This window comes from Janthinobacterium sp. Mn2066 (assembly GCF_049319705.1).
Lineage (GTDB): Bacteria > Pseudomonadota > Gammaproteobacteria > Burkholderiales > Burkholderiaceae_D > Janthinobacterium.
Genome location: NZ_JBMOUF010000002.1, coordinates 604,374 through 629,284, shown reverse-complemented (window position 1 = coordinate 629,284; position 24,911 = coordinate 604,374). Strand labels below are relative to the sequence as shown.

The 24,911-nt window shown below is 62.4% G+C and carries 19 protein-coding genes; 9 read left to right on the top strand and 10 right to left on the bottom strand.

Annotation, left to right across the window (positions count from 1 at the left end; all coding sequences use genetic code 11):
- Nucleotides 1-229 precede the first annotated feature (229 nt).
- Nucleotides 230-3,109: an ATP-binding protein gene (locus ACL9RI_RS06120; protein WP_422725685.1), complete on the top strand. Its 2,880-nt coding sequence runs from the start codon at nucleotides 230-232 to the stop codon at nucleotides 3,107-3,109.
- A 22-nt stretch (nucleotides 3,110-3,131) separates the two neighbouring features.
- On the opposite strand, the gene ACL9RI_RS06115 is transcribed toward ACL9RI_RS06120, so the two are convergent.
- Together ACL9RI_RS06115 and ACL9RI_RS06110 are read right to left on the bottom strand one after the other, a co-directional pair.
- Nucleotides 3,132-4,034, bottom strand: coding sequence for an alpha/beta hydrolase (locus ACL9RI_RS06115; RefSeq protein ID WP_422725684.1), 903 nt, complete (start codon nucleotides 4,032-4,034; stop codon nucleotides 3,132-3,134).
- Between the two features lie 100 nt (nucleotides 4,035-4,134).
- Entirely contained in the window at nucleotides 4,135-7,254 is a 3,120-nt protein-coding gene (locus tag ACL9RI_RS06110; RefSeq protein ID WP_422725683.1) for an NAD(P)-binding protein, read from the bottom strand.
- A 185-nt stretch (nucleotides 7,255-7,439) separates the two neighbouring features.
- Here ACL9RI_RS06110 and ACL9RI_RS06105 point away from each other — a divergent pair, with 185 nt between their 5' ends.
- Both ACL9RI_RS06105 and ACL9RI_RS06100 read left to right on the top strand, forming a co-directional pair.
- Nucleotides 7,440-8,009 (top strand): phosphohydrolase, encoded by a 570-nt coding sequence (locus ACL9RI_RS06105; RefSeq protein ID WP_422725682.1) that lies wholly within the window; start codon nucleotides 7,440-7,442, stop codon nucleotides 8,007-8,009.
- Between the two features lie 377 nt (nucleotides 8,010-8,386).
- On the top strand, nucleotides 8,387-8,968 hold the full coding sequence (locus ACL9RI_RS06100; RefSeq protein ID WP_422725681.1) for a response regulator: 582 nt from the start codon (nucleotides 8,387-8,389) through the stop codon (nucleotides 8,966-8,968).
- 426 nt (nucleotides 8,969-9,394) lie between these two features.
- On the opposite strand, the gene ACL9RI_RS06095 is transcribed toward ACL9RI_RS06100, so the two are convergent.
- Entirely contained in the window at nucleotides 9,395-9,616 is a 222-nt protein-coding gene (locus ACL9RI_RS06095; protein ID WP_422725680.1) for a hypothetical protein, read from the bottom strand.
- 218 nt (nucleotides 9,617-9,834) lie between these two features.
- Here ACL9RI_RS06095 and ACL9RI_RS06090 point away from each other — a divergent pair, with 218 nt between their 5' ends.
- The 3 genes from ACL9RI_RS06090 to ACL9RI_RS06080 all read left to right on the top strand — a co-directional run bounded on the left by ACL9RI_RS06090 (nucleotide 9,835) and on the right by ACL9RI_RS06080 (nucleotide 11,450).
- Nucleotides 9,835-10,449 (top strand): chromate transporter, encoded by a 615-nt coding sequence (locus ACL9RI_RS06090; protein WP_422725679.1) that lies wholly within the window; start codon nucleotides 9,835-9,837, stop codon nucleotides 10,447-10,449.
- Nucleotides 10,446-11,030, top strand: coding sequence for a chromate transporter (locus ACL9RI_RS06085; RefSeq protein WP_422725678.1), 585 nt, complete (start codon nucleotides 10,446-10,448; stop codon nucleotides 11,028-11,030). The genes ACL9RI_RS06090 and ACL9RI_RS06085 overlap by 4 nt, the downstream gene beginning before the upstream one ends.
- A 180-nt stretch (nucleotides 11,031-11,210) precedes the next feature.
- Entirely contained in the window at nucleotides 11,211-11,450 is a 240-nt protein-coding gene (locus ACL9RI_RS06080) for a hypothetical protein (protein WP_422725677.1), read from the top strand.
- Between the two features lie 99 nt (nucleotides 11,451-11,549).
- Here ACL9RI_RS06080 and urtE read toward each other — a convergent pair whose 3' ends face one another.
- The 6 genes from urtE to ACL9RI_RS06050 form a co-directional block, all read right to left on the bottom strand.
- Nucleotides 11,550-12,248: an urea ABC transporter ATP-binding subunit UrtE gene (urtE, locus tag ACL9RI_RS06075; protein WP_422725676.1), complete on the bottom strand. Its 699-nt coding sequence runs from the start codon at nucleotides 12,246-12,248 to the stop codon at nucleotides 11,550-11,552.
- A 10-nt stretch (nucleotides 12,249-12,258) separates the two neighbouring features.
- On the bottom strand, nucleotides 12,259-13,089 hold the full coding sequence (urtD, locus tag ACL9RI_RS06070) for an urea ABC transporter ATP-binding protein UrtD (protein ID WP_422725675.1): 831 nt from the start codon (nucleotides 13,087-13,089) through the stop codon (nucleotides 12,259-12,261).
- A complete protein-coding gene (urtC, locus tag ACL9RI_RS06065) occupies nucleotides 13,086-14,204 on the bottom strand; it encodes an urea ABC transporter permease subunit UrtC (RefSeq protein WP_422725674.1) in 1,119 nt (372 codons plus the stop codon). Before urtC ends, urtD begins: the two co-directional genes overlap by 4 nt.
- Nucleotides 14,204-15,805: an urea ABC transporter permease subunit UrtB gene (gene urtB, locus ACL9RI_RS06060; protein ID WP_422725673.1), complete on the bottom strand. Its 1,602-nt coding sequence runs from the start codon at nucleotides 15,803-15,805 to the stop codon at nucleotides 14,204-14,206. Before urtB ends, urtC begins: the two co-directional genes overlap by 1 nt.
- A gap of 75 nt (nucleotides 15,806-15,880) precedes the next feature.
- The gene (gene urtA / locus ACL9RI_RS06055) at nucleotides 15,881-17,134 is read right to left on the bottom strand and encodes an urea ABC transporter substrate-binding protein (RefSeq protein ID WP_422725672.1); all 1,254 of its coding nucleotides are present in this window, start codon (nucleotides 17,132-17,134) and stop codon (nucleotides 15,881-15,883) included.
- Nucleotides 17,135-17,334: 200 nt separating this feature from the next.
- Nucleotides 17,335-18,117, bottom strand: coding sequence for a DUF4349 domain-containing protein (locus ACL9RI_RS06050; RefSeq protein ID WP_422725671.1), 783 nt, complete (start codon nucleotides 18,115-18,117; stop codon nucleotides 17,335-17,337).
- Between the two features lie 299 nt (nucleotides 18,118-18,416).
- On the opposite strand from ACL9RI_RS06050, the gene ACL9RI_RS06045 reads away from it, so the two are divergent.
- Genes ACL9RI_RS06045 through ACL9RI_RS06035 form a run of 3 tightly spaced genes read left to right on the top strand, consistent with a single transcriptional unit; the run spans nucleotide 18,417 to nucleotide 23,625 of the window.
- A complete protein-coding gene (locus ACL9RI_RS06045; RefSeq protein WP_422725670.1) occupies nucleotides 18,417-18,995 on the top strand; it encodes a DUF2760 domain-containing protein in 579 nt (192 codons plus the stop codon).
- Between the two features lie 8 nt (nucleotides 18,996-19,003).
- Nucleotides 19,004-20,866, top strand: a complete 1,863-nt coding sequence (locus tag ACL9RI_RS06040) for an Hsp70 family protein (RefSeq protein WP_422725669.1) — start codon at nucleotides 19,004-19,006, stop codon at nucleotides 20,864-20,866.
- Nucleotides 20,867-20,868: 2 nt separating this feature from the next.
- The gene (locus ACL9RI_RS06035; protein ID WP_422725668.1) at nucleotides 20,869-23,625 is read left to right on the top strand and encodes an Hsp70 family protein; all 2,757 of its coding nucleotides are present in this window, start codon (nucleotides 20,869-20,871) and stop codon (nucleotides 23,623-23,625) included.
- On the opposite strand, the gene ACL9RI_RS06030 is transcribed toward ACL9RI_RS06035, so the two are convergent.
- The gene (locus ACL9RI_RS06030; protein WP_422725667.1) at nucleotides 23,626-24,825 is read right to left on the bottom strand and encodes a citrate/2-methylcitrate synthase; all 1,200 of its coding nucleotides are present in this window, start codon (nucleotides 24,823-24,825) and stop codon (nucleotides 23,626-23,628) included.
- Nucleotides 24,826-24,911 lie beyond the last annotated feature (86 nt).

The window sequence follows — 24,911 nt, the reverse complement described above, 5'->3', positions numbered from 1 at the left end:
AAGCGCCATGATACTGGATGGACAGCGCGTGATGCGATGCCAGGACAGAATAGATGTGTTTATGACATTAACTTGCGCGCACCCGCCACTTGTCGATTAAAATGGCGTATCTCATGCACAGGGCTTGCCGCTTGCATTCCGAGCGCCACCACCGACCTGACCGATGCCAGCCCTTCCCTCCCCATTCCAGCATGACAGACCTGCCCCTCTGCGGCAGGCGATGTGGCTGATGGCGGTATTGTGCTCGCTTGTATTGCTCTGCCTGGCAAGCGCCGCCCGCGCGCAGGCGCTGCCGCAGCCACCGGTGCTGCCACTGACGGTGCAAGGCATCCATCATCTCGGCGATGGCGGCCAGCTGTTTTATGCCGACGATGTGCCTCCGGCAGGCGAAACCACCACGCCGCCCACGACGGCCGCCTTGCCGGCCTGGCTGGCCAGCCTGCGGCCGGCCAAGGACATCAATCTGTTCGGCGGCGCCTACTGGCTGTATGCGCAGGTGCGCAACGACAGCGGAGAACAGCACTGGGTGATCGATCCGAACGACACCCTGATCGACCAGGTGGCGATCCACGTGTATGAACCCGACGAGCCCGGCATCCCGCTGACCCTGCTGTCGGGCTACCAGCAACAGCACGATTACCTGCTCCATTACGGCAAGAACGTACTGCTGGAACCGGGCGTAACGTACCAGGTGCTGATCCGTTTTTCCAGTCCCTATTATGCGCGTGCGCCGCTGTTTGCCGTGACCCCGCAACAGACTTACCGCCAGCTGGTCGGCCGCGAAAACTTCCTGATGGTGGCCTCGCTTGGCGCCCTGCTGGCGCTGGGCCTGTTCAACTTCTTCATCTTTTCCATCACCCTGGAAAAAGCGTCGTTCTACTATGCGCTGTACGTGCTGACCTATGGCGTGGCCTGGGCCATGACCTTCCACGTCTTCGCCGACCTGTTCGACTGGCACATGCTGGAACTGCATTATGTGCCGTTCTTCCTGCTGCCCGTCCTGAGCACCCTGTTCTATACGCACTTCCTGCGCCTGCGTGAATATTCGCCGCGCCTGGCCCGCATCAGCAAAATCAACCTGATACTGCCGCTGCTGCTGCTGCCCAGCTGTTTTTTCGCGCTGCACTATGCACACGCGCTGGCCACCATCGCCATTACCATCTGGATGGTGCTGGCGCTGACCTGCGGCATCGTCGTCTGGCGGCGCGGCTACCAGCCGGCGCGTTTTTTCGTGTTTGCCTTCATCTCCCTGATACTGCCCGGCTTCATCATCCTGCCGGCCAACCTGGGCCTGATCCCGGCCGTGGTCAGCAATGCCCAGTTGTGGACCCTGCTGGGCGGCACCCTCGACGGCCTGCTGCTGGCGTTTGCGCTGGCCGACCAGATCCGCGTGCTGCGCAACAACCTGGAGCAGCGGGTGCAGGAACGCACCCAGGCCCTCACCCTCAGCAATGAGGCGCTGCTGGTGGCCAAGGAGCACGCGGAAGTGGTCAGCCGCCACCGCATCGATTTTCTGTCGGCCATGAGCCATGACATCCGCACCCCGCTGGCCGGCGTGATCGGCATGCTCAAGTTCGCCCTGCGCGACCAGTCGGTACGCGGCCGCACGCAGGAATACCTGCGCATCGGCCTGCACAACGGCGTGTCGCTGCTGACCATCCTCAACGACATCCTCGACTTTTCCAAGATCGACGCGGGCAAGCTGACACTGGAAACGGTCGATTTCGACCTGCTGGCCCTGATCGGCGACGCGGCCGGCATCGTGCAGGGCCAGGCCGACGCCAAGAGCCTGCTGCTGCGCCGCGAACTGGCGCTGGACCTGCCCCGCTATGTGCGCGCCGACCCCACGCGATTGCGCCAGATCCTGATCAACCTGCTGGGCAATGCGATCAAGTTCACGGCCAATGGCGAAGTGCTGCTGGAAGTGCGGCGCTGCCGCGGCGGCCAGCGCGGGCAGACCCACGACATCGAATTCGTCATCAGCGACACGGGCGCGGGCATCGACGCCGACACCCTGCCCCGCCTGTTCCAGAAGTTCGAGCAGGCCGACCACTCCACCACGCGCCGCTATGGCGGCACGGGACTGGGCCTGGCCATCTGCAAGGAGCTGGTCGAACTGATGCAAGGCACGATAGGCGTGGAAAGCCGGGTCGGCATCGGCTCGCGCTTCCATTTCAGCCTGCCGCTGGCCGAAGGCAGCGCGCCGCCGCCGGACGCCCGCCAGGCGCCGCGCCATGCGCACCATGCCTGCCGCCTGCGCATCCTGTGCGCGGAAGACGTGCGCACCAACCAGATCATCATCGGCACGCTGCTGGAGGGCATGGGCCACGATGTGACCATCGTGGAAAATGGCGTCGAAGCGCTGGGCGCACTGGCCGGCGCAAGCTACGACTGCGTGTTGATGGATGGCCGCATGCCCCTGATGGACGGCGAACAGGCCACGCATCTGATACGGGCCGGCGGCAGCGCAGAACTGCCCATTGCCGATGCACGGATCCCCATCATCGCGCTGACGGCCAACGCCAGCGAACATGACCGCCAGCGCTACCTCGAGGCGGGCATGGACGACTTCCTCAGCAAACCGGTCGATGAAGCGCTGCTGTTCCAGAAAATCGACGCCGTGATCGACCTGCTGCTGGCGCGCGGCCATGCGCTGCCGCCAGCCAGGCCAGCGCCGCCATCCGAGCCGGCGCTGGAAGATGATGCGCTGGCGCGCCAGTTTGGCTTGTCCGGGACGGAAGACGGCGCAGCCGCCAGCGACGGGCTGGCGCTTGATCCCTTGACGCTGCCGGTGCACATCCTGCCGCTGGCCGGCCTGTCGCCGCAGCATTTGCAGCGCATCGCGCAAGCGTTTTTAGATGAAGCGCCGCGCCGCTTCGACCTGGCCCGCCATGCCGTCCGTGACGGCAACGCCAGCGCGGCAGCGGCCGCCTTCCATGCCCTGAAAGGCAGCGCCGGCTACCTGAGCCACCCGACCCTGCATAGCCTGTGCCATCAACTGGAAACCCTGGCCTCGGAAGGGCAGCTCGATGAGGCGGAAGAACGGCTGCCGCAAGTGCAGGCGGCGCTGGACGCGGCGCGCCGCGATTTGAGCCGGCCAGATGCCTAGGCCTTGCACATTGAACGTTCAGTCAAGGTAAAAAACCTTCGCCGCGCACCCAGCTCAGGAACAATTGCGGCCAGGCGGCCGGCTCGCTGCCAGGCTTGCCCAAGCCCCAGCCATGGCCACCCTGCCGGAACATCTGCAGCTTGACGGGCACGCCCGCCTTGCGCAGGGCCTGGTCCATCAGCCGGCTATTTTCAGGCGGCGAAATCGGGTCATCCTCGGCCTGCGCCAGAAAAACCGGCGGCATCTGCGGCGTCACCTGCAGCTCCACCGACATGGCGTCGCGCTCGGCCTTCGTGGGGTGCGCGCCCAGCAACGATTTCTTCGCGTGCGTGGTGTCATACGGCTGCTGCATGGTCAGCACGGGATACAGCAGCACGGCGAAATCGGGCCGCGCCGAGACCGTATCGGCAGCATCGACCGGCGCATACCAGGGCGCCGCCGGCCGGGCCGCCGTCATGCCGGCCAGGTGGCCGCCGGCGGAAAAGCCCAGGATGCCGATGCGGGCAGGATCGATCTTCCATTCGCTGGCGTGCGCGCGGATCAGCCGCATGGCGCGCTGGCCATCCTGGAACGGCGCCGCCACGCCGCCCCCCTCTTGCGGCAAGCGGTACACCAGCTCGAATGCACTGATGCCCTGCGATTGCAGCCAGGCCGCCGTCGGCCCGCTTTCCTTGCCCGCTTCGATATGCGCATAACCGCCGCCGCTGATCAGGAGCACGGCCGTCCCGTTGGGTTGCTCGGCGCGGTGCACGATCAGATAAGGCTGGGCCACCTGCGTGATCGAGCCTTTGCCGGTTTCACGCTGCGGCCCGGGCGCGGCGCCACCCGGCGGCGAACCTGGCCACAGAGGAATGGTGGCCGCCTGCTGCGCGGCGGCGCTGCCGGCAAGCGCAGCCAAAAGAACAGATAAAGACAGGCATTTCATAGACGCTCCAAAAGAGACCGGGGACCACGCCATCATAGCAAGCCCGAACCCTGAAATACGCCAGCAAACTGTAACGGGCCGGCACTTTTTTCAAGGCCGCCTAAAAATCCTTCTCGCCCTGGATCACGGCCGGATAGCCTGTCATGGCGCGCGCAGTCTGCATGCCCGCCATCACGGCCGCTTCCACGCAGCCTGCATTCAAGCCCGTTTTGATCCAGTCGCCCGTCAGGAACAGGTTAGCAAAGCCTGACTGCTCCGTCGCCAGCCGGTACTGCGTGCTGCCCACCACCGACATCACGTAGCGCTCGGATGGATCGACGTTGGCGCGCCAGTACTGGCTGTCGAAACGCGCCGGGCCGCTGCCTTCCTTGGCGTCGATCAGCCATTGCCACGGGAAGACGGCGCCCGCCCCCGCTTCCGGCCACAAGGCGCCGATCTGCGTACTTAACTGATGCACGGCGCCCTGCTTCGCCCTTTGCGCGCAGCGGGCCGGGAAATCCGTGTCCGTCACGGGCGGATAGCGGTCGACCGGGAACGCGCTGCAGAAATAGGACACGTTCTTCGGCTCCAGGCCGGCCGGCCAGTCCTCGTGCGCCAGCAGCTGGTCCATCGGCGCCCAGGTATCGTACGGTTCCGTAAAGGCCGACAGAACCGGCTGCTGGCCTTGCGGCTGATAAGTCCAGCCCATCTGCCTCAAATCCTTGTTCAGCCAGACCTGGTAGGCTTGCGTGGCCACCGTTTTGACCTTGTCGACGGCCAGTTGCAGGGCCGGGCTCGACGCCAGCAATTGCGGGCACAGGGCAGGCAGCGAGCCGATGGAAATGCCGAACACCACCTTGTCGAAGTCGACGCCCTTCTGCAGCACCGTGACGGGCAGCGGCTGGCCGAACGCCTGCTGGTATTGCTGCGGCCAGTCGCTCCAGTACGACTCCAGGTTGATGTCTTTTGCCTGCAGCAGGGCCGCCTGCGCAGGGTCGATCTGTGCGTAATCGGGTCCGCTGGGCCAGCAGGCCAGGCCCTTGACATCGACCAGCGGCGCATAGCCGGCAGCCGAATCCGCCAGCTGCACCTGCTCGGTGATGCGGATGCTGCCGATCTCGCCGTGCAGCGGCACCAGTTCTTCCACGCGCTGGAAGAACTTGAACTGGACGCCGCGCCGTTGCAGCACTTCGTACAACGGCGTGAATATGGTGTCGCCCATGCCGGCCTGCATCTTGAACATGATGCCGCCCTTGTAGGCCAGGCCGATGCGCGCCATCGCCCGCAGCAGGGTGCCCGCCTCGATATTGGGCTTGCCGAAATCGCCGCCCTCGTAGGCAAACACCAGGTCGTAAAAGCCGCGCACGGGCGCCGAATTGACGCTGAACTGTTCATCGCCGCCATGCTTGCGCAGCCAGGCGCGGAAATCGATATCGTTGATGACATCGAAACCATGCTTGAACACGCCGTCTTCAAACATGCCCTTCATGACCGTGATGCCCAGGTCCAGGCAGGTAAACAAACGGCGCAAGCGATCGTCGCCATCGATCTTGCTGCGGTAGCGCAAACGCAGCCAGGCGCGGATGCCGCTCAGGCTACTGGCCAGCAGCTGGTGGCGGGCCGCGTCGTGCTTGCGCGAATCGGGCGCCAGGTCGGCCACCAGCGCCACCAGCGCGCCCACCGACAAGCCCACGTCCAGCCCCAGTTCATCGGCCTTGCCCACGGCTTCATCGGCCAGGCGCCGCAGCCAGCCTGGCCACGCGCCACTCCCCTCGGCGGCCGTGACGATGCGCGCATCGGCCGCAGCCACCTTGCGGATATCGCCGATCCACTGTTCGATCCAGCCCACCATCGCCACCGCCATCTGCCACAGGGTGATGTCTTCGCCGCCCTCGCCCGGCTCGCCTGGCAAGGTAGGGAACACGATGGACCAGTTGCGCCAGCCGCCCTTGACGTCTTCCGACAAGGCCACGTAATCGTGCTGCTTGAAGGCGTCGCGCCAGGTAGCCAGCGGTGAGCCGGCCGGCCTGTCCAGGCTGGCGTAGGCTTCCTTGATCATCTTGAAGGCGTTGGCATAAAAGCCGAACCAGATATGCAGGCCGTGTTCCTCGATGCGCTGGCCCATGGCCGCATTGCGTCCGCTGGCGCCCTTGCCGCCCAGCCGCCAGCCCAACTGGTACACCGTGATCTCGCGCTCGTTTTGCCAGCCAGGCTGGTTGCTCAGGTAATACGCCGCCGTCATCGACGCCACGCCGCCGCCCAGGATGGCGATCTTTTCCGGCGCGACCCGCGAGTTGTCGACCAGCTCTTCGCCCGGCATGGCCGTGAAGTCGAAATTCACATTGAAGGGCAGGATGGCTTGCTGCGGCCCCAGCTTCAGGCCCAGCGTGTCATTGAGCGGAAAACTGTCGAAGGCGTGCAAGGTGCATTCGTATTCATGGCCGAGCAGGCGCGCGCTGTGCAGGCGGTTGATGGTGGCCGGCGCCGCGACCAGCGCCTGGTACACGGCTTTCACGCCTGCGCTGTCGGGGAACTGCTTGAGGAAGATCTGGTCGATGCGGGGATTGCGCAGCAGCGACAGGATATCCTGCCAGCCGGCCGCATCCATATCGAAGAAGTCCGGGATGGACAAGAAGATCTTGAACGCCTGCTCGATCAGTTCCAGGAAACTGTTGACGGGCTGGTGCGGCCCCTTTTGCACGGTGGCGTTGACTTCCAGCAACGGGTGCAGCGCCAGCTTCGTTTCCGGTGAAAAATGCTGGAAACCCTTGGCCGCCACGGAACAGCGCAGCGGCTCGCTGCCGGCGGCGGGAATCTCGTATTCGCACAGGTATTTGGGATAGCCGAACAGCTCGCGCCCGTTGATCAGGGCCATCGCATCGTCGACAAAAATATGGCAGGGGTACCAATAGATATGCGCCAGCTTGCCCTGGGCATCCATCTGGCCCACCATGATCCAGGTGACGATATCGACTTCCGTGATCCAGCCCTTGGCCTGGTCGACCGGGTTGGCCGAATCGGCGTGGTTGACCCGCGTAAAGGTCAGCATCACATACGGCGACAAGGCCTTCAAGGTCATGCGCTTGCCCGCCACCTGGTTCAAGGTGGTGTTGACAGTCGCCTGCAGTTTCGCCAGGTCGCCCTTGACGAAATAACCGTACATTTCAGACTGTTTCAATTGCAGCGGCGAGTGCATCATCACCGAACCGCCCTGGTAAATATAAGAAGGTCTTGCCGTCATCTTGTCACCCCAGATTTGATTTCAATCAAACAATATTCTCTTAGTGTGCCAGAGAATGAAAGATTAATGATATGAAATAAATTAAACAATTTGCCAATATGCATAGGCTGGACAGCAGGAAGGGGAACGGCAAGCGCAGGGCCTAGGGTGTAGCATGGACACCTGGCCACTTTCACTACGCAATCATGATGAAGACCACGGAGATGATCACCACCGACTATGTCTCCACGTATTCGGGCAACCGTTTTTATCCGCTGCGGCCGCACATCGACAAGGTGGCCATCGAAGATATCGCGCACGGGCTGGCGTACCAGTGCCGCTTCAATGGGCAGACGCAAGTGTTTTACTCGGTCGCCCAGCACAGCCTGATCGTGGCGCAGCTGGTGCCGCCACGACTCAAGCTGGCGGCCTTGCTGCACGACGCAGCCGAAGCCTATCTGGGCGACATGGTGAAACCGTTGAAGGTACTGCTGCCGGAGTTTGCCGCACTGGAAGACAAGGTCAGCGCCATCATCGCCGCCACCTACGAGCTCGATTTTTCAGATTACGGCCCCATCAAGCACGCCGACCTGATTGCGCTGGCGACCGAAAAACGCGACCTGATGCCGCATTCCGTCGAGCGCTGGGCTTACCTTGACGGCATCACGCCCTTGCCCGGTATAATCGTGGCCATGGATCCCAGTGTCGCAAAGCAACGTTTTTTGCAATGCTTTGCGCAATTGCAGGACCGTGGCGCCGATAGCCGGCTAGCCTGAAGACCCATGTCACTCATCAGCACGCCGAGCTAAGTCCGCGTTTTTACAGGACTTTTCCAGATATCCACAGCAACTGTGGATAAAGTTGTTGATAAGCCCCTATTGACAAGCCGCAAAGCCAGTATTGATGCGGGTTTCAACAATTTGCCGTTTTCACAGGCAATATTTTTACTGAATAAAATCAATGACTTGTACGGCGGAGTTTGCACGAAAACAAAGTTACTTGGTTTCATGAAAAATATATTTTGCTGTGCATAAGCAATCGATCTGCAGACCAGTCGCGCGGCGTCCCCGTACGCTTGCATGCAGCCTTTTGACAAAGCGTGCACACTGACATGGTGTGGCTCTCTCGCCGCATGATTACCGCAGGGGAAAGCATGAACTCCAAGACAGCAAGCGACAGCGCCGCCACGGCGGCTGACGATCCCGACTGGCTAGTGGACGACCCGCACACTGCCAGCGAGGCCGCCGACCTTGCCCAGGCAGCGGCGCCATGGCGCGTCCTGATCGTCGACGATGATGTCGACGTGCACGTAGTCACCAAGTTCGCTCTCAGCCAGGCCAGTTTCCAGGGCAGGCGCCTGAGCTTCCTGCATGCCTACTCGGGCCTCGAAGCGCTTGCCGTGCTGCGCAGCACGCCCGACGTGGCAGTGGTGCTGCTGGACGTCATCATGGAGAGCCAGGATGCAGGCTTGCAAGTGGCGCGCCAGATCCGGGAAGAATTGCACAACAGCGCCGTGCGCATCATCTTGCGCACCGGCCAGCCGGGGCAGGCGCTGGAACACCGCATCATCGTCGACTATGACATCAACGATTTCTGGTGCAAGACAGACTTAACGACGCGCAAACTATTTACGACCGTCATCTCGTCGCTGCGCACTTACGCCAGCTTGCGCGAAGCACAGCAGCAAGTGGCCGAGCTGGCGGCGGCACTGGAACACCAGGGCGGCAGGCACTGAGTGCAAGCGGGCACAACTGCGTGCAACCGAGCGACTTCTGGTTAAAAAACACGCACACTGGATGGGCATACAGTTCCACTTCGCATGCCATCTGCGCGCAGCGCATAAGCGGCCTGGCGCGCCGTTTTGATCCAAATCATCTAAGTAGCGGATTGTTAAGCCATTTTTCAGATATCCACACGGACTGTGGATATCTTTGTGGATAAGGACCTATTGACAGTCTTCAAAGCCACAGCCCGTGCGGGTTTCAATAAAATGCTCAATCAAACAGCAAAAATAAATCCATTAAAAATCAATCACTTACAAAATCACACATACTCACGGGAAAATTATTTCACGAATTTCGCTAACCCATCATTTGTGCATAACTGAACCACAGTGAACAATTCGACAACGGCTGATTATGATCTACAGCAACATCTGTTGTCAGTGCAGCCAAGGGCGGCGACGCTCCGGCTGCAACAGCACGCGTTCGATCAATTCAGGGTCGATATTGTATGACTTCAGGTATTCCAGGGCGCACAAGGTACTGAACGCCGCCTGCACGGCAATGCCCGTATTGATGATGTCGCACATCTTTTGATTGGTGCGTGCATGGGGCATCAACTTGCTAACCGGCATATGCAGTGTTTGAGAAGAACTAGGCATGATGGGCTTGCTCCTGCAGAAGGGAAGGCGGAAGGGATACGCTATCGCCATGGCATGCATGGACCAGCGCGTGGGAAGACAGCCAAAGTATGGCCGATAAATTCTCGATGTCAATGACAGGCAAACATGAAGCCCGACTTTTTCCACCCGGACTCTTCAGGAAGCCGCGCGCTGGAAAAACCGTGGACAAGCGAGCGCTGGCGCAGCGATAATCGGACATGTCCCCTCCCCTGCCATCGCCCCCACCCAGCGCGGCCGCCAGCGACACTGCGCCGCCCTTGCGTCCCCGGCCCGCCTCGCTTGCCGACCTGTTTTTCTCCTTTACCCTACTAGCCTTGCAGGGGTTTGGCGGCGTGCTGGCCGTGGTGCAGCGCGAACTGGTCGAACGCAAGCGCTGGCTGACCCAGGAAGAATTCCTGGAAGACTGGGCAGTTGCGCAAATCATGCCCGGCCCCAACGTTGCCAACCTGTCACTGATGGTGGGCGGCCGCTATTTCGGCTTGAAAGGCGCGCTGACGGCGCTGGCCGGCATGCTGGCCGCGCCCCTCGTCGTCGTGCTGATCCTGGGCGTACTGTACACGCGGTTTGGCGAGCACCCGCAAGTGATCGGCGCGTTGCGCGGCATGGCCGCCGTCTCGGCCGGCATGATAGGCGCCACCGGCCTGAAACTGGCCGCCGCGCTGGGCAAGCATCCGCTGCCGTTGTGGCTGACCGTGCCGATCAGCGTGCTGGGAGTGCTGATGGTGGCCATTTTGCACTGGCCCCTGCTCTACATCCTGCTGGGCCTGGGCGGCCTGGGTTGCGTCATGACTTATAGAAAGCTGGGACCATGAACCCGCCGATCCACCTGGTGCTGAGCGCGGCAGACTGGCTGAACCTGTTCGGCCACTATCTGATGCTGTCCCTGATGTCGATCGGCGGCGCCATTTCCACCACCTCTGAAATGCACCGCTTCCTGGTGGAACAGCAAGGCTGGCTGACGCAGGCCCAATTCAATGAATCGGTCGCCATCGCCCAGGCCGCGCCCGGCCCCAACGTATTGTTCGTCGCCCTGATGGGCTGGAACGTGGGGCTGAACGCGGGCAGCTACACGGCTGCTTACCTGGGCGTGTTCGTCACCATGCTGGGCATCATGTTGCCCAGTACTACCCTGACCTATGTGGCGGCTCAATGGGGCTACCGCAACCGCGACCTGCGCGCCGTGCGTGCGTTCAAGCAAGGCATGGTGCCGATTGTCATTTCCCTCCTGATTTCCACCGGCATGATCCTGGGCGGCGCCAACCACAACCTGCGCACCGACTGGCCGTTGTGGACCTTATCGATAGCTGCCGGCCTGATCCTCTGGCGCACGCGCATCCATTTGCTGTGGCTGCTGGCCGCGGGCGCCGTGCTGGGGTGCTTGCAACTGGTGTAAGGATTGACACCACGCACGCACGATGCGCTTATCGGTTTGCATTTTTTGCTGAAAATGTTTACCAAAAGAATAATTGAACATTATCAACAACTACATTAAGATTGAATGACAACATGCTATTTTTTAGATGGCATGCAAAAAGACGCAGCCTCCTCTTTTCAATAAGGTTAGATCTCGTTCATGAAAAAAATGCTCCTGAGTTTGTCCGCGCTTACCCTGCTGAGTGCTTGCGCATCCTCCCCCATGCCAGCGGGAAGTTCAGGCAATCGCTACGCCCAAGAAAATGACGAAGTAGTTACCGGCAGTAATATCAAAAAACGCGGGAAACAAGCTAGCAATGTATCGTCCATCTCTGAAAAAGATGAAATCAGTGATTATCGCCAGCAAATGCCGGAACAACCTGCTCCAAGAGGCATTTAAAGAGCAGCGTTTTCAAGGATCAAGTTATTAAGAACGGGCCATGAACGGCCCGTTCAAACACAGCCTGCCGACGTTTCAGTACGCGGCAGGCTTTTTTGCTTACACTGCCAGGTGGCGCCTGACGTCTTCGCCATCCATCTGCGCCGCCGTGCCGCTGGCCACCACGCTGCCGCGCGACAGGACAAGGAAATTGTCCGCCAGTTCGCGGGCAAAATCGAAATACTGTTCGCACAGCACGATGGCCATGTCGCCGCGCTGCTTCAACAGGTTGATGACGCGTCCGATATCCTTGATCACGGAGGGCTGGATGCCTTCCGTCGGCTCATCGAAAATAATCAGTTGCGGTTCGGCCAGCAAGGCGCGCGCAATCGCCAGTTGCTGCTGCTGGCCGCCCGACAGGTCGCCGCCGCGCCGCTGCAGCATTTCCTTTAGCACCGGAAACAATTCATACACCTGGGTATCGATACGCGAGGCTGCCCGTCCCCGCTTGACGGCCATCCCCATCAACAGGTTTTCCTCGACCGTCAGGCGGGCAAAGATGTCGCGCCCCTGCGGCACATAAGCCATCCCCAGCCTGGCGCGGGCGTGCGGCGTGAGTTTTGTCACCGGCTGGCCATTCAGGACCACCGCGCCCTTGGCTACCGGCAGCACACCCATCAGGCATTTGAGCAAGGTGGTCTTGCCGACGCCATTGCGCCCCAGCAAAGCCAGGCACTCGCCTTTCCTGGCCGACAGGGAAATACCGCGCAAGGTGTGCGAGGAACCATAGTATTGATGCAACTGTTCGACTTCCAGCATGGCAGCTTCCCTACCTTCCCAAATAGACTTCGATCACGCGTTCGTCGGCCTGCACCTCGCTCATGCGGCCCTGCGCCAGCACGGAACCTTCGTGCAGCACGGTCACGATGCCCTGCCCGGCAATCTCCGTGACAAAACCCATGTCATGTTCGACCACCATGATGGAATGCTTGCCGCGCAATTCGTTCAGCAGTTCCGCCGTACGCGCCGTTTCCGCGTCCGACATGCCGGCCACGGGTTCGTCGAGCAGGATCAGCTGCGGTTCCTGCATCAGCAGCATGCCGATCTCCAGCCACTGTTTTTGCCCGTGCGACAGCAGCCCCGCCAGGCGCGCTTCCTGGCCATTGAGGCGTATCAGCTGCAAGATGGCCTCGATCTTGCCTGCCTGCCCGGAATTCAGGCGGGCAAACAGGGTGGACGCCACGCGCTTGTCCATCTTCATCGCCAGTTCCAGGTTCTCGAACACCGTATGCTGCTCGAATACGGTAGGACGCTGGAACTTGCGGCCGATGCCGGCGTGGGCAATCTGGGCTTCCGTCATGCTGGCCAGGTTCATGGTTTGCCCGAACCAGGCCGTGCCGGAACTGGGGCGGGTCTTGCCGGTGATCACGTCCATCATGGTGGTCTTGCCCGCCCCATTCGGACCGATGATGCAGCGTAGTTCTCCCACGGAAATATCGAGGCTCAGTTGATTGAGCGCCTTGAAACCGTCGAACGAGACGCTGATGTCTTCCAGATACAGGATCGCGCCATGCGTGGTATCGAGGCCCTCGCCCTTGACCCTGGCGTACGATGGCCCCGCTTCAGCGCTGGCCATGCCGGGCACCATGCGGATACTCATGCCGCCTCCTTGTCGACGCCAGCGCTTTTGCCGCGTTTCCACTGTTTCAATAGACCCAGCATGCCTTGCTGCATGAACAGCGTGACCACGATAAACAGCAGGCCCAGCGCAAACAACCACAGTTCAGGCAAGGCGGCCGTAAACCAGCTTTTCAAGCCATTCACCGTGAATGCGCCCAGGATGGGGCCGATCAGGGTGCCGCGCCCGCCCACCGCCACCCAGACCACCATTTCGATCGAGTTGGCGGGCGACATTTCAGACGGGTTGATGATGCCTACCTGCGGCACGTACAGGGCGCCGGCGATGCCGCACAGCACCGCAGACAGGGTCCAGACGAATAGCTTGAACCATAGCGGGTTGTAACCAAGGAACATCAGGCGTGCCTCGCTGCCGCGCACGCCCTGCAAGACGCGGCCCAGTTTGGAGCGCACGATGGCACGCGCCCCCACCAGGGCGGCCAGCAGGAGAGCCAGGGTCAGCAGGAACAGCACGGCCCTGGTGGCAGGCGCCGTGACGCTGTAGCCAAGGATGGTCTTGAAGTCCGTAAAGCCGTTATTGCCGCCAAAGCCGGTGTCATTGCGGAAGAACAAGAGCATGAAGGCATACGTCATCGCCTGCGTGATGATGGAAAAATACACGCCCTTGATGCGTGAACGAAATGCAAAATAGCCGAATACAAAGGCCAGTACCCCGGGCACCAGCACCACCAGCGCCATGCAGTACCAGAAATGCTCGGTGAACGCCCAGTACCAGGGATAGGTTTTCCAATCGAGAAACACCATGAAGTCGGGCAGGCTGCTGTGATACTGGCCCTGGTCGCCGATGGCGCGCATCAGGTACATGCCATGCGCATACGCGCCCAGCGCAAAGAACACGCCATGGCCCAGCGACAAGATGCCCGTATAACCCCAGACCAGGTCCAGCGCCAGCGCGGCCAGCGCATAACACATGAACTTGCCCACCAGCGCCACCGTATAGGCGGACACATGCAAGATATGCCCGTCAGGAAACACCAGATTGCAGATGGGCAGCAGCGCCGCCAGCACGGCGAAGGCGGCAATCGCCAGCCACGTGGGCCGCGAAAACAGGCCAGTATTGAGAGTGTATGAGTTCATCATTCGACGCTGCGTCCCTTCATGGCAAACAGGCCCTGCGGCCGGCGCTGGATGAAAATAATGATGAACACCAAAATGGCGATCTTGGCCAGCACGGCGCCCGCCACCGGTTCCAGGAATTTATTGACTTCGCCCAGACCCAGCGCGGCAATCACCGTGCCCGCCAGTTGCCCCACGCCGCCCAGCACCACCACCATGAAGGAGTCGACGATATAGCTTTGCCCCAGGTCCGGTCCCACATTGCCCAGCTGCGACAAGGCCACGCCGCCCAGGCCGGCGATGCCGGAACCCAGGCCAAAGGTCAGCATGTCGATCTTGCCGGTGGCCACGCCCACGCAATCGGCCATGCGGCGGTTTTGCGTGACGGCGCGCAGGAACAGGCCCAGCCGCGTTTTATTGAGGATCAGCCAGACGGCGACCACCACCACGGCCGCAAAGCCGATGATGGCCAGCCGGTTGTAGGGCAGTACCAGGCCACCCAGCACGGTGACGCCACCCGACATCCAGGCCGGGTTGGCCACTTCCACGTTTTGCGCGCCGAAGATCGTGCGCACGGCCTGCATCAAAATCAGGCTGATGCCCCAGGTAGCCAGCAGGGTTTCCAGCGGCCGGCCATACAGCCAGCGGATCACTGTGCGTTCCAGTACCACGCCCACCAGGCCGGCAACAAAAAAGGCCGCCGGCAAGGCGGCAAACAGATAGGCGTCCTGCATGCCTGGCAAAAACTTGCGGAAAAACAGCTGGCACAGATAGGTGGTGTAAGCGCCTATCATCAGCAGTTCGCCATGCGCCATATTGATGATGCCCATCAAGCCAAAGGTAATCGCCAGGCCCAGCGCTGCCAGCAGCAGCACGCTGCCCAGCGAAATGCCGTAAAACACATTGCCGGCAAACTCCATGCGCCACACTCTTCCCTTGATCTGGCGCATGGTTTCAATTGCGGCCAGCTGCACGCTTTCATCCGGTTCATTGGCCTTGCCATCGGCCCCCTTCTCCAGCATGGCTTGCAAGACTGGCAGCAGACGTGCATCGCTGCTGCCGGCCAGCGCCTGCACGGCCAGCTTGCGCGTGGCCGCATCGGGCGCGTGCAGGTTGGCGCTGGCGATCAGCACCTGCAATATCTGTTTGATGCCGGCATCGCTCTCCTGCGCCAGCGCCTTGCGGATCAAGGGGATTTGCGATGGATCGACTGCCTGCTGCAACTCTTGCGCGGCCGCCAGGCGCTGGGCGCGGTCCGGCGCCAGCAGTTTCAGGCCCGACAAAGCCCCCTCCACTGCTGAGCGCAAGCGGTTATTGACCATCACCCCGTCGATGCCATCGGGCATGGCCACCTTTTGTCCCGTGAGCGCATCTGTGGCTTGCTCGCCGTCAACGATAAACAGCTTGCCATCGGGTGTGGCCGACAGGGTCTCGGCCTGCAAGGCTTGCAGCACGCGCATGGCGTCCGGTGTGGCCAGCGCGGCGATAGAGGAGACGGCGGCGATGCGGGCGTCGGGATCGTCGCCCGTCAACGGTTTGAGCAAGCCGGGGTCCATCGCTGCCTGGGCCAGCGATGACAGGCACAGGCCAGCCAACACCAGCCATTGTGAAATAAGCCGCATGTCAATTCCAAAGAAAGATTGCGCGCAGGAGTACGCTTAAGATGTAAACTTAAAAGCACAGCTCAAAAGCTCAACTTACAGCCCCTGCTTGCCTTCATTGCCCTTGATATACGGGCTCCACGGCTGAGCGCGTATCGGTTCCCTGGTTTTCCACACCACGTTGAACTGGCCATCGGCCTTGATCTCGCCGATCATCACGGGCTTGTGCAGATGGTGGTTGCTGGCGTCCATGCTCAGGGTAAAGCCGGACGGCGCCTTGAAGCTCTGGCCCGCCATGGCGGCGATCACCTTGTCGGTATCGGTCGACTTGGCTTTCTCGACGGCTTGCGCCCACAGGTGGATGCCGACATAGGTCGCTTCCATCGGATCGTTGGTCACGACCGAGCCTGCATTGGGCAGCTTTTGCGCGACCGCATACGCCTTCCACTGCTTGATGAAGGCCGCGTTGACGGGGTTCTTGAGAGACTCGAAATAATTCCAGGCCGCCAGATGGCCCAGCAAGGGCTTGGTATCGATGCCGCGCAATTCTTCCTCGCCCACCGAAAACGCCACCACGGGCACATCGGTCGCCTTCAAGCCTGCATTGCCCAGCTCCTTGTAGAACGGCACGTTGGAATCGCCATTGATGGTGGAAATCACGGCCGTCTTGCCGCCGGCGGCAAACTTCTTGATATTGGCGACGATGGTTTGATAATCGGCGTGGCCGAATGGGGTGTAGACCTCGCTGATATCGCTATCCTTGACACCCTTGCTTTTCAAATAAGCGCGCAGGATCTTGTTGGTGGTGCGCGGATACACATAATCCGTGCCCAGCAACACAAAACGCTTGGCGCCGCCGCCATCCTTGCTCATCAGGTATTCGACGGCCGGGATCGCCTGCTGGTTCGGCGCGGCGCCCGTATAAAACACGTTTTTCTCCAGCTCTTCGCCCTCGTATTGCACCGGATAAAACAGCAGGCTGTTGAGTTCCTTAAAAACGGGCAAGACCGATTTGCGCGACACCGAAGTCCAGCAGCCAAACACCACGGCTACCTTATCTTGCGCCACCAGCTGGCGCGCCTTTTCCGCAAACAGCGGCCAGTTAGACGCAGGATCGACCACCACCGGTTCCAGCTTCCGGCCCAACACGCCACCCTTGGCATTGATCTCGGCGATCGTCATCAGGGCCACGTCTTTCAGCGACGTTTCGGAAATCGCCATGGTGCCCGACAAGGAGTGCAAGATGCCCACCTTGATCGTCTCGGCAGCCCAGGCCGACTGCATGAATGTGGACGTGGACAAGGCCAGTGCGCCTGCTGCTACCGCTTTCAGGATGATGCGTCGTGACATGTGAACCCCTTTTTATTGGAACCGCGAGTGTCGAGTAAGGCATACATCCTTGCTAAAGCAGAATGCATGCCAGCACCGCCATCCCTGGGACAAGGTGAACAACGCCACTGTTTGGTGCGATGGCAAGCCGCGCGCACGAAAAAAAACCTGGCTGCACAAGGACTGTGCAGACAGGTTTTTATGCAGCCATGGCAGGCTGATTACTTGCGCGGACTCCCCCGCAACCTGCGCCAGCCCTTGCGTCCCAGCGGAAACAGCAGCACGAACGCGATCAGCCACGGCAGCATATAGGCCAGCGCCGTGATGGCGTTGGCCATGCCTTCCGACAGGTTATCGGTGAAATTGCCCAGCGCGCGCCTGACGGGCGTCCAGAACGATTGCTTGCCTTCTGCGCTGATGGCCACGTTCAGCAAGTCCGTATCGATGCGCTGCATCAACAGCGCATCGGCCGCCGTGGCCTGCTCCAGTTCCGCCTGCACGGTGGCCAGCTCTTTCGTCACCTTGATCAGGGCGTCCACATCCTTGCCCGATCGCTGTTCCAGCTCCTGCAGCTGGGCCTGGTACTGGCGCAGCATCTCCAGGCGCTTGCGGCTGTCGAGCACGGGACGGCCCAGGTCTTCCACCTTGGTGCCCTGGCTGGTGACTTCGCCCTCCTTGCCGAGCAGCGCCATCATCTTTTTGACGCCGGCCGGCCTGGCCCGCATGCTGAGGCGTGCATGCACATAGCGCCCGCTGGCGATGCTGGAATCGAGCAGCAGACAGCCGTTTTCCGTATCGGCCTTGCAGGCAGCGATGACTTTTTGATACAAAGGCGATATCTGCGCTTCACTCGTCGCCACCTCGATACTGTGCTCATAGGCAAGGAATGCATTGTCCTTGCGCTCATCGATCACCCGCGTTTCCACCGCCTGATACGGGCCGGACTTGCTGCTGCAAGCCGACAATAACAAGGTGACGGCGACCGCTAAAACAATTTTCCGCATTTCCACTCTCTTTGATTTTTATAAAGGCAATATGTGCATGGCAAACATATGGAAATGCCAAGCACCGATTTTAGTCGAAACAATAGAAAACCCATCGTTTCCTTGCGAAAAAACAAAAAGAATGAACGCCAGGCCAGGGTTACCCGAGGGGCGGCGACTTTGGCGCCAGCGCTGTAGCTGGTATCATGCGGGCAACGCCAGCCGGCCAACACGGTCCGGCCCATGCAAGACCTTGCGAAGCGGCCCCGCCCCAGGCGCGCCGCCGACGCCTCCCTACAGATCAGAGAAACGAGTATCCCATGAACGCATCATCGTCCCATCCGTCATTCTGGCGCCGAGTCCCGCTGGCCTTCGGCGCCTTCTTCAGCACCCTGTCCGACGCCGCCTATGCGGCCCGCGTGGAAAAACTGGCACTGCCTGAAGTTGCCCCAGTTGCGCCAGTTGCTCCGGTAACGCCGGCACCTGCCCCAGTCGCAGCGCCCGTCATATTAAAAGAAGCCACGCCGGACGCCGCCCTGCAATTGCTGGCCCTGCTGCAACGCGAAGCGCGCCTGATCGACTTTACGCAAGAAAACCTGGGCAGCCATGCCGACGCCGACATCGGCGCGGCGGCCCGCGTGGTGCACGAAGGCTGCGCCAAGGTCATGCGCGAATACTTCACCATCGAAGCCGTGCGCCAGGAAGCCGAGGGCAGCCGCATCGTCCTGAACGAAGGTTTTGACTCGGCCAGCGTGCGCCTGACGGGCAACGTAGTCGGTTCGGCCCCGTTCAAGGGGACATTGAGCCATCGCGGCTGGCGCGCGTCCAGCGTGCGCCTGCCAAAACTGAGCGAGCAGCACGATGCAGCCATTTTGGCGCCAGCCGAGGTGGAACTGTGAGCGAGTCCGTGAACACCAACAACGCCCGTTATGCCATCGGCATCGACCTGGGCACCACCCACAGCGCCCTGTCGTATGTGAATTTACAAGAGAGCGATGGCGAAAAGTCCAGTCACGGCGTGCTGAAAGTGCCACAACTGTCGGCGCCAGGCACGGTAGAAGAACTGCCGCTGCTGCCATCGTTCGTCTACCTGCCGCACGCCGATGAAGTGGCCGCTGGCGACCTGGCCCTGCCGTGGGTTACGCAAGAAGCGGACGCGCCTTTCGTGGTCGGTGAAATGGCCCGCAGCCGTGGCGCTACCACGCCGATCCGCCTGGTATCGAGCGCCAAGAGCTGGCTGTGCCACCCTGGCGTGGACCGCCGCGCAGCCATTTTGCCCAGCGATGCGCCGGCAGAAGTGGCCCGCATTTCGCCGATCACGGCCGCCACGCGCTACCTGACGCACTTGCGCCAGGCCTGGGACAACGCCCACCCGCAAGCGCCGTTTGCCGAGCAGGAAATCACCGTCACGATACCCGCCTCGTTCGACCCTGCCGCGCGCGAACTGACCATGGAGGCGGCGCAAGCGGCTGGCTACACCGGCTTGACCCTGCTGGAAGAGCCGCAAGCGGCCCTGTACAGCTGGATCCAGACCAGCGAAGGCCGCTGGCGCAAGGACGTCAAGCCGGGCGACATCATTCTGGTGGTCGACGTGGGCGGCGGCACCAGCGACTTTTCGCTGATCGCCGTGCTCGAGCGCGACGGCGTGCTGGAACCGCATCGCGTGGCCGTGGGCGAACATATCCTGCTGGGCGGCGACAATATGGACCTGGCGCTGGCCCACCTGGTGGCCCGCAAGCTGGCGGCCAATGGCACCCAGCTCGACGCCTGGCAAATGCGCGCGCTCACTTATGGCTGCCGCAGCGCCAAGGAAAGCCTGCTGGCCGACAGCGGCCTGGAAACGGCGCCCATCGTCGTGCCGAGCCGTGGTTCTAAACTGATCGGCGGCTCGATCCGCACCGAACTGACGCGGACCGAAGTATCGACCTTTATCCTCGACGGCTTCTTCCCGCAGGTGGAAGCATCGAGCCGCCCTGCCGTGCGCACGCGCGCCGGCCTGACGCAACTGGGCTTGCCGTACGCGCAGGACGCGGCCATCACGCGCCACCTGGCCGCCTTTTTGGGCCGGCAAGTGGCGGCAACCAGTGAGCTGGAAGGCTTCGCAGGACGCCAGGCGCAAGACGCCACCTTCTTGCATCCGACGGCCGTGCTGTTCAACGGCGGCGTCTTCAAGTCCGACCTGCTGGTGCAGCGCATCATGTCCACCGTCAATGACTGGCTGTACATGGAAGGCGCAGAACCGGCCCGCATGCTGGCTGGCGCCGACCTGGACCTGGCGGTGGCGCGCGGCGCAGCCTATTACAGCTACGTGCGTCGTGGCCATGGCGTGCGCATCCGCGGCGGCACGGCCAGCTCCTTCTATGTGGCGATCGAATCGGCCATGCCGGCCATCCCCGGCATGGAACCGCCGATCCAGGCCCTGTGCGTGGCGCCGTTCGGCATGGAAGAAGGCAGCGAACTGGAACTGCCGGGCCAGCAATTCGGCCTGGTGGTCGGTGAACCCGTGCACTTCCGCTTCTTCGCCTCGTCCACCCGCCGCAACGACCAGATCGGTGACTTGCTGGACTTCTGGGGCCCGGACGAACTGCAGGAATTGAGCGAAATCCAGGCGACGTTATCAGCCGAAGGCCGCCAGGCCGGCGACGTGGTGCAAGTCAAGCTGCATGCGCGCGTGACCGAAGCGGGCACGCTGGAACTGCTGGCCGTGTCCATCGATGGCGCCGAGCGCTGGAAAGTGGAATTCGACGTGCGCGGCACGCCGCAGCAATAAGCATGGGTGGCGCAAAGGGACAGCCGGCCTGGCTGGTCGGCATCGACCTGGGCACTACCAATACGGTGGTGGCCTATGCCGACGCCAGCGATCCCGCTGCCGGCATCCGCCTGTTCGAGATCGAGCAGCTGGTGGCGCCCGGCGAAGTGGCGCCACGCACCCTGCTGCCCTCCTTGCGCTACCACCCAGCCGCCGGCGAGCTGGCGGCTGGCGACGTCCCCCTGCCATGGCCGCAGCAAGAGCAGGCAGTATTGGGGGCTTTGGCGCGGCAACTGGGCGCGCAAGTACCCGGCCGCCTGGTGGCCAGCGCCAAGAGCTGGCTGTCGCATGCGAATGTCGACCGCCAGGCGCCTATCCTGCCGTGGGGCGCCGAAACCGATGTGCAAAAAGTGTCGCCGGTGGCGGCCAGCGCCAGCTACCTGGCCCATGTGCGCGCCGCCTGGAATCACCGCTTTCCGCAAGCGCCGCTGGAAGCGCAGGAACTGGTGCTGACCATCCCCGCTTCTTTTGACGAAGGCGCCCGCGCGCTGACATTGGCGGCGGCGCGCATGGCCGGCTTGCCCAGCTTGCGGCTGGTGGAAGAACCGCAGGCCGCATTTTATGATTTCCTGCACCGCCGGCGCGCTACCTTGCGCGCAGACCTGGCCTACACGCGCCGTATTTTAGTGTGCGACGTGGGCGGCGGCACCACCGATTTCAGCCTGATCGATGTCGCATTCGACGGTGAAGAACCGCAGCTGGCCCGCACCGGCGTGGGCAACCATTTGATACTCGGCGGCGACAATATGGACCTGGCGCTGGCCCATCTGGTGGAAACACGCATGGCAGCAGGTGTCGAAGGCGGCATGCGCCTGTCCGCCGCGCGCCTGTCGCAGCTGATGGAGCGCTGCCGCGCCGCCAAGGAGCTGCTGCTGTCCAGCGACGCGCCTGAAAAAACCACCGTCACCCTGCTGGGCGGCGGATCGCGCCTGATCGGCGGCAGCCGCTCCGCCGACCTCACGCGCGACGAAGTGGCGGCGATGGTGGTCGATGGCTTTTTCCCGCTGGTGGAACAAGACGACATCGCAAAAAAGGGACGCGCCGGCATCGTCGAATTCGGCCTGCCCTACGCGCAGGATGCGGCCATCACGCGCCACCTGGCCAGCTTCTTGCAACAACACGGAGGCGAAGTGCCGGACACCGTGCTGCTCAATGGCGGCGTGTTCCGCGCCGATGCGCTGGCCCGCCGCCTGGCCGATACCCTGGCCCGCTGGCGCGGCGCACCGCTCACTATTCTGCACAACGACAATCCCGACGTGGCCGTGGCGCGCGGCGCTGTCGCCTACGCGCTGGCCCGCCGTGGCCAGGCGCCCCGTATCGCCGGCGGCTCGGCGCGCAGCTATTTCCTGGTGCTGGGCGAGGCGGGCAAGGACAACCGCGCCGTCTGCATCCTGCCACGCGGCAGCGCCAGCGGCGAAGAAATCCGTTTGACGGAACGCGTCTTTGCGCTGCGCCTGGGCCGGCCCGTGCGCTTCCACCTGGCGTCCTCAAACTCCGCAGCGCATAAACTGGGTGACATCGTCGACCTGAGCGCGGGCGACTACGTGCGCCTGCCGCCGATGGCCAGCGTGCTGCATGGCCAAAGTGGGGACAAAGACAAACAGCGCGACATCGCCGTGCAGCTGGCTACCGTGATGACGGAAGTGGGCACCCTGGAAATGCATTGCGTGGCGCAGGACGATAACAGCCAGCGCTGGCTGCTGGAATTTCAATTACGCGCAGAGCAGCAAGAGGCGGCCGGCGAGACGGAAGCACCGTCGCCGCGCCTGGCGCAAGCGCTGGAAAAGATAGACCGCATCTTTGGCGGCAAGGCGCAAAAAGTCGAGACCAGGGAAGTGCGCCAGCTGCGCCAGCATCTGGAACAGGGCCTGGGCGCGCGCGAACAGTGGCCGGCGCCGCTGCTGCGCCAGCTGTTCGACGCCCTGATGTCACGGGCCAAGGGCCGGCGCCGTACACTGGAACATGAGAAAGTGTGGCTGAACCTGGCCGGCTACTGCCTGCGCCCCGGTTATGGCGAACCGCTCGACGACTGGCGCATGGAACAATTATGGGCACTGTTCGACACGGGCGTGCAGCAGCACAAGGATCACCAGGTCTGCAGCGAATGGTGGACCCTGTGGCGCCGCGTGGCCGGTGGCCTGAACGCGGAACAGCAACTGCGCCTGCTCGATGATTTCGCCTTCAACCTGCAGGCCGATGCGGCGCAGCGCAGCAGCCGCCCCGTCACCCTCGTCAATGGCAGCGACGACGACATGCTGCGCCTGGGCGCTTCGCTCGAACGCATCCCCGGCGCCTACAAGGCCGAAGTGGGCGCCTGGTTATTAACACGGCTGGAAAAGTCGGCCAGCAAGACGGAACCGGCCGATGCGCACAGCCTGTGGGCGCTGGCCCGGGTCGGCACGCGCCAGCCCTTCCACGGCAGCGCGCACGAAGTGGTTGATGTGGAGACTGTCGCGCAATGGCTGGACATGCTGCTGGCGCTGGACTGGAAAAAAGTGGAGCCGGCCGCCTTCGCCGCCGCCCACCTGGCCCGCATGACGGGCGACCGCTCGCGCGACATCGGCGACGCACTGCGCAGCACCGTCATCACGCGCTTGAAAGCCGTGGGCGCACCCGCCGCCTGGGTCACCATGGTGCAGGAAGTAGCGCAACTGGACGAAGCGGCGACCAAACGCATATTGGGCGAGGCGCTGCCGCCAGGCTTGAAGCTGATCAGCTAATCAACCCGCTTCGAACTCCCCCACATACCGCGCACGCGGCCGTATCAAACTGCCCGATGCCGCCTGCTCCATCGCGTGCGCGATCCAGCCCGCGCTGCGGCCCAATACGAATAGCGACTGCGCCGCGCCACGCGGTAAATCCAGGGCATATTCGATGGCGGCCAGACCGAAATCCACGTTTGCGGACTGGCCCGTCAAGGCGCTGCCGGTGGCGGCAATCGCCAGCAGCGGCTGCAGCTTTTCCAGCGCTGGTGCGTGCTGCCGCAGCAGATCGAGCATCAGCCGGCCACGCGGATCGCCGGCCGGTTCCGGGTACAGTGGATGGCCAAAGCCGGGCAGGATAGCGGCAAAACCCAGGTGATCGGCTTGCGCGATGCGTTCATTCAGGCAGCCAGCGATATCGCCGCTGTCCATCACAAACTCGATCAGCTCGCGCACGCGCAAGGTGTCGCCACTGTGGCGCGGACCGCTCACGGCGGCCAGTCCGGCGGTCAGGGCGCCGGACAAACCCACGCCTGCCGATGTCACGCAGCGCACAGTAAAGGCCGACACATTCAACTCATGGTCGGCGCAGGCCACCAGCGCGGCGCGCAGCACAGTATCAAAGCGCGCATCCAGGCCCCACGCCGCGCGGCACTGTTCGTGCAACGGCTGGCGGCCGATATCGGTATCGAGCAGCGCGGCGGCCAGGATGCGCATCCACTGCGCCCCTGTTTGACCGGGTGCTGCCGGCCATGCAGCCAGCAGCGCCATCGCCCGCTCCAGCGGCAGGCGAGCGCGCATGGTCTCCCGCAAGACAGGCCAATGCGCCGGCGCGGCGATATCGGCGGCATGAAAGAAGGGATCGGTATCTGCCGTTTCCCACAGCACGCACGCCGTCTCTTCCAGCGTGGCATGGCGCGCCAGCGCCATCGCATCGCGTCCCCGGTAGCGCATCACGCCATCTTCGATCTGGGTGATGCGCGATTCGAGCACCGGCGTGCCCCAGTCTATCGCCTGCTCGGCCACATGGCCGGCGCGGCGGCCATCCTTGCGGCGCGCGGCCAGGCGCATGACTTCATCGCGTGCGTAATGCTTGCTGCGCTCGCCATCCCTGGCGCGCGACGTCAGCAAACCCCGGCTGACATAGGAATACAGGGTGGCTGGCGTCACGCCCAGCAATTGGCAAGCCTCGCTTGCGCTCAAAGTCTGCTCGCTCATGGATTTTTCTTTATATCGATTTCGGCAATCAAGATTGACGCTCCGCTTGCGCAATTTTAGACTGAATCATCACTTGAGGAGCCCAT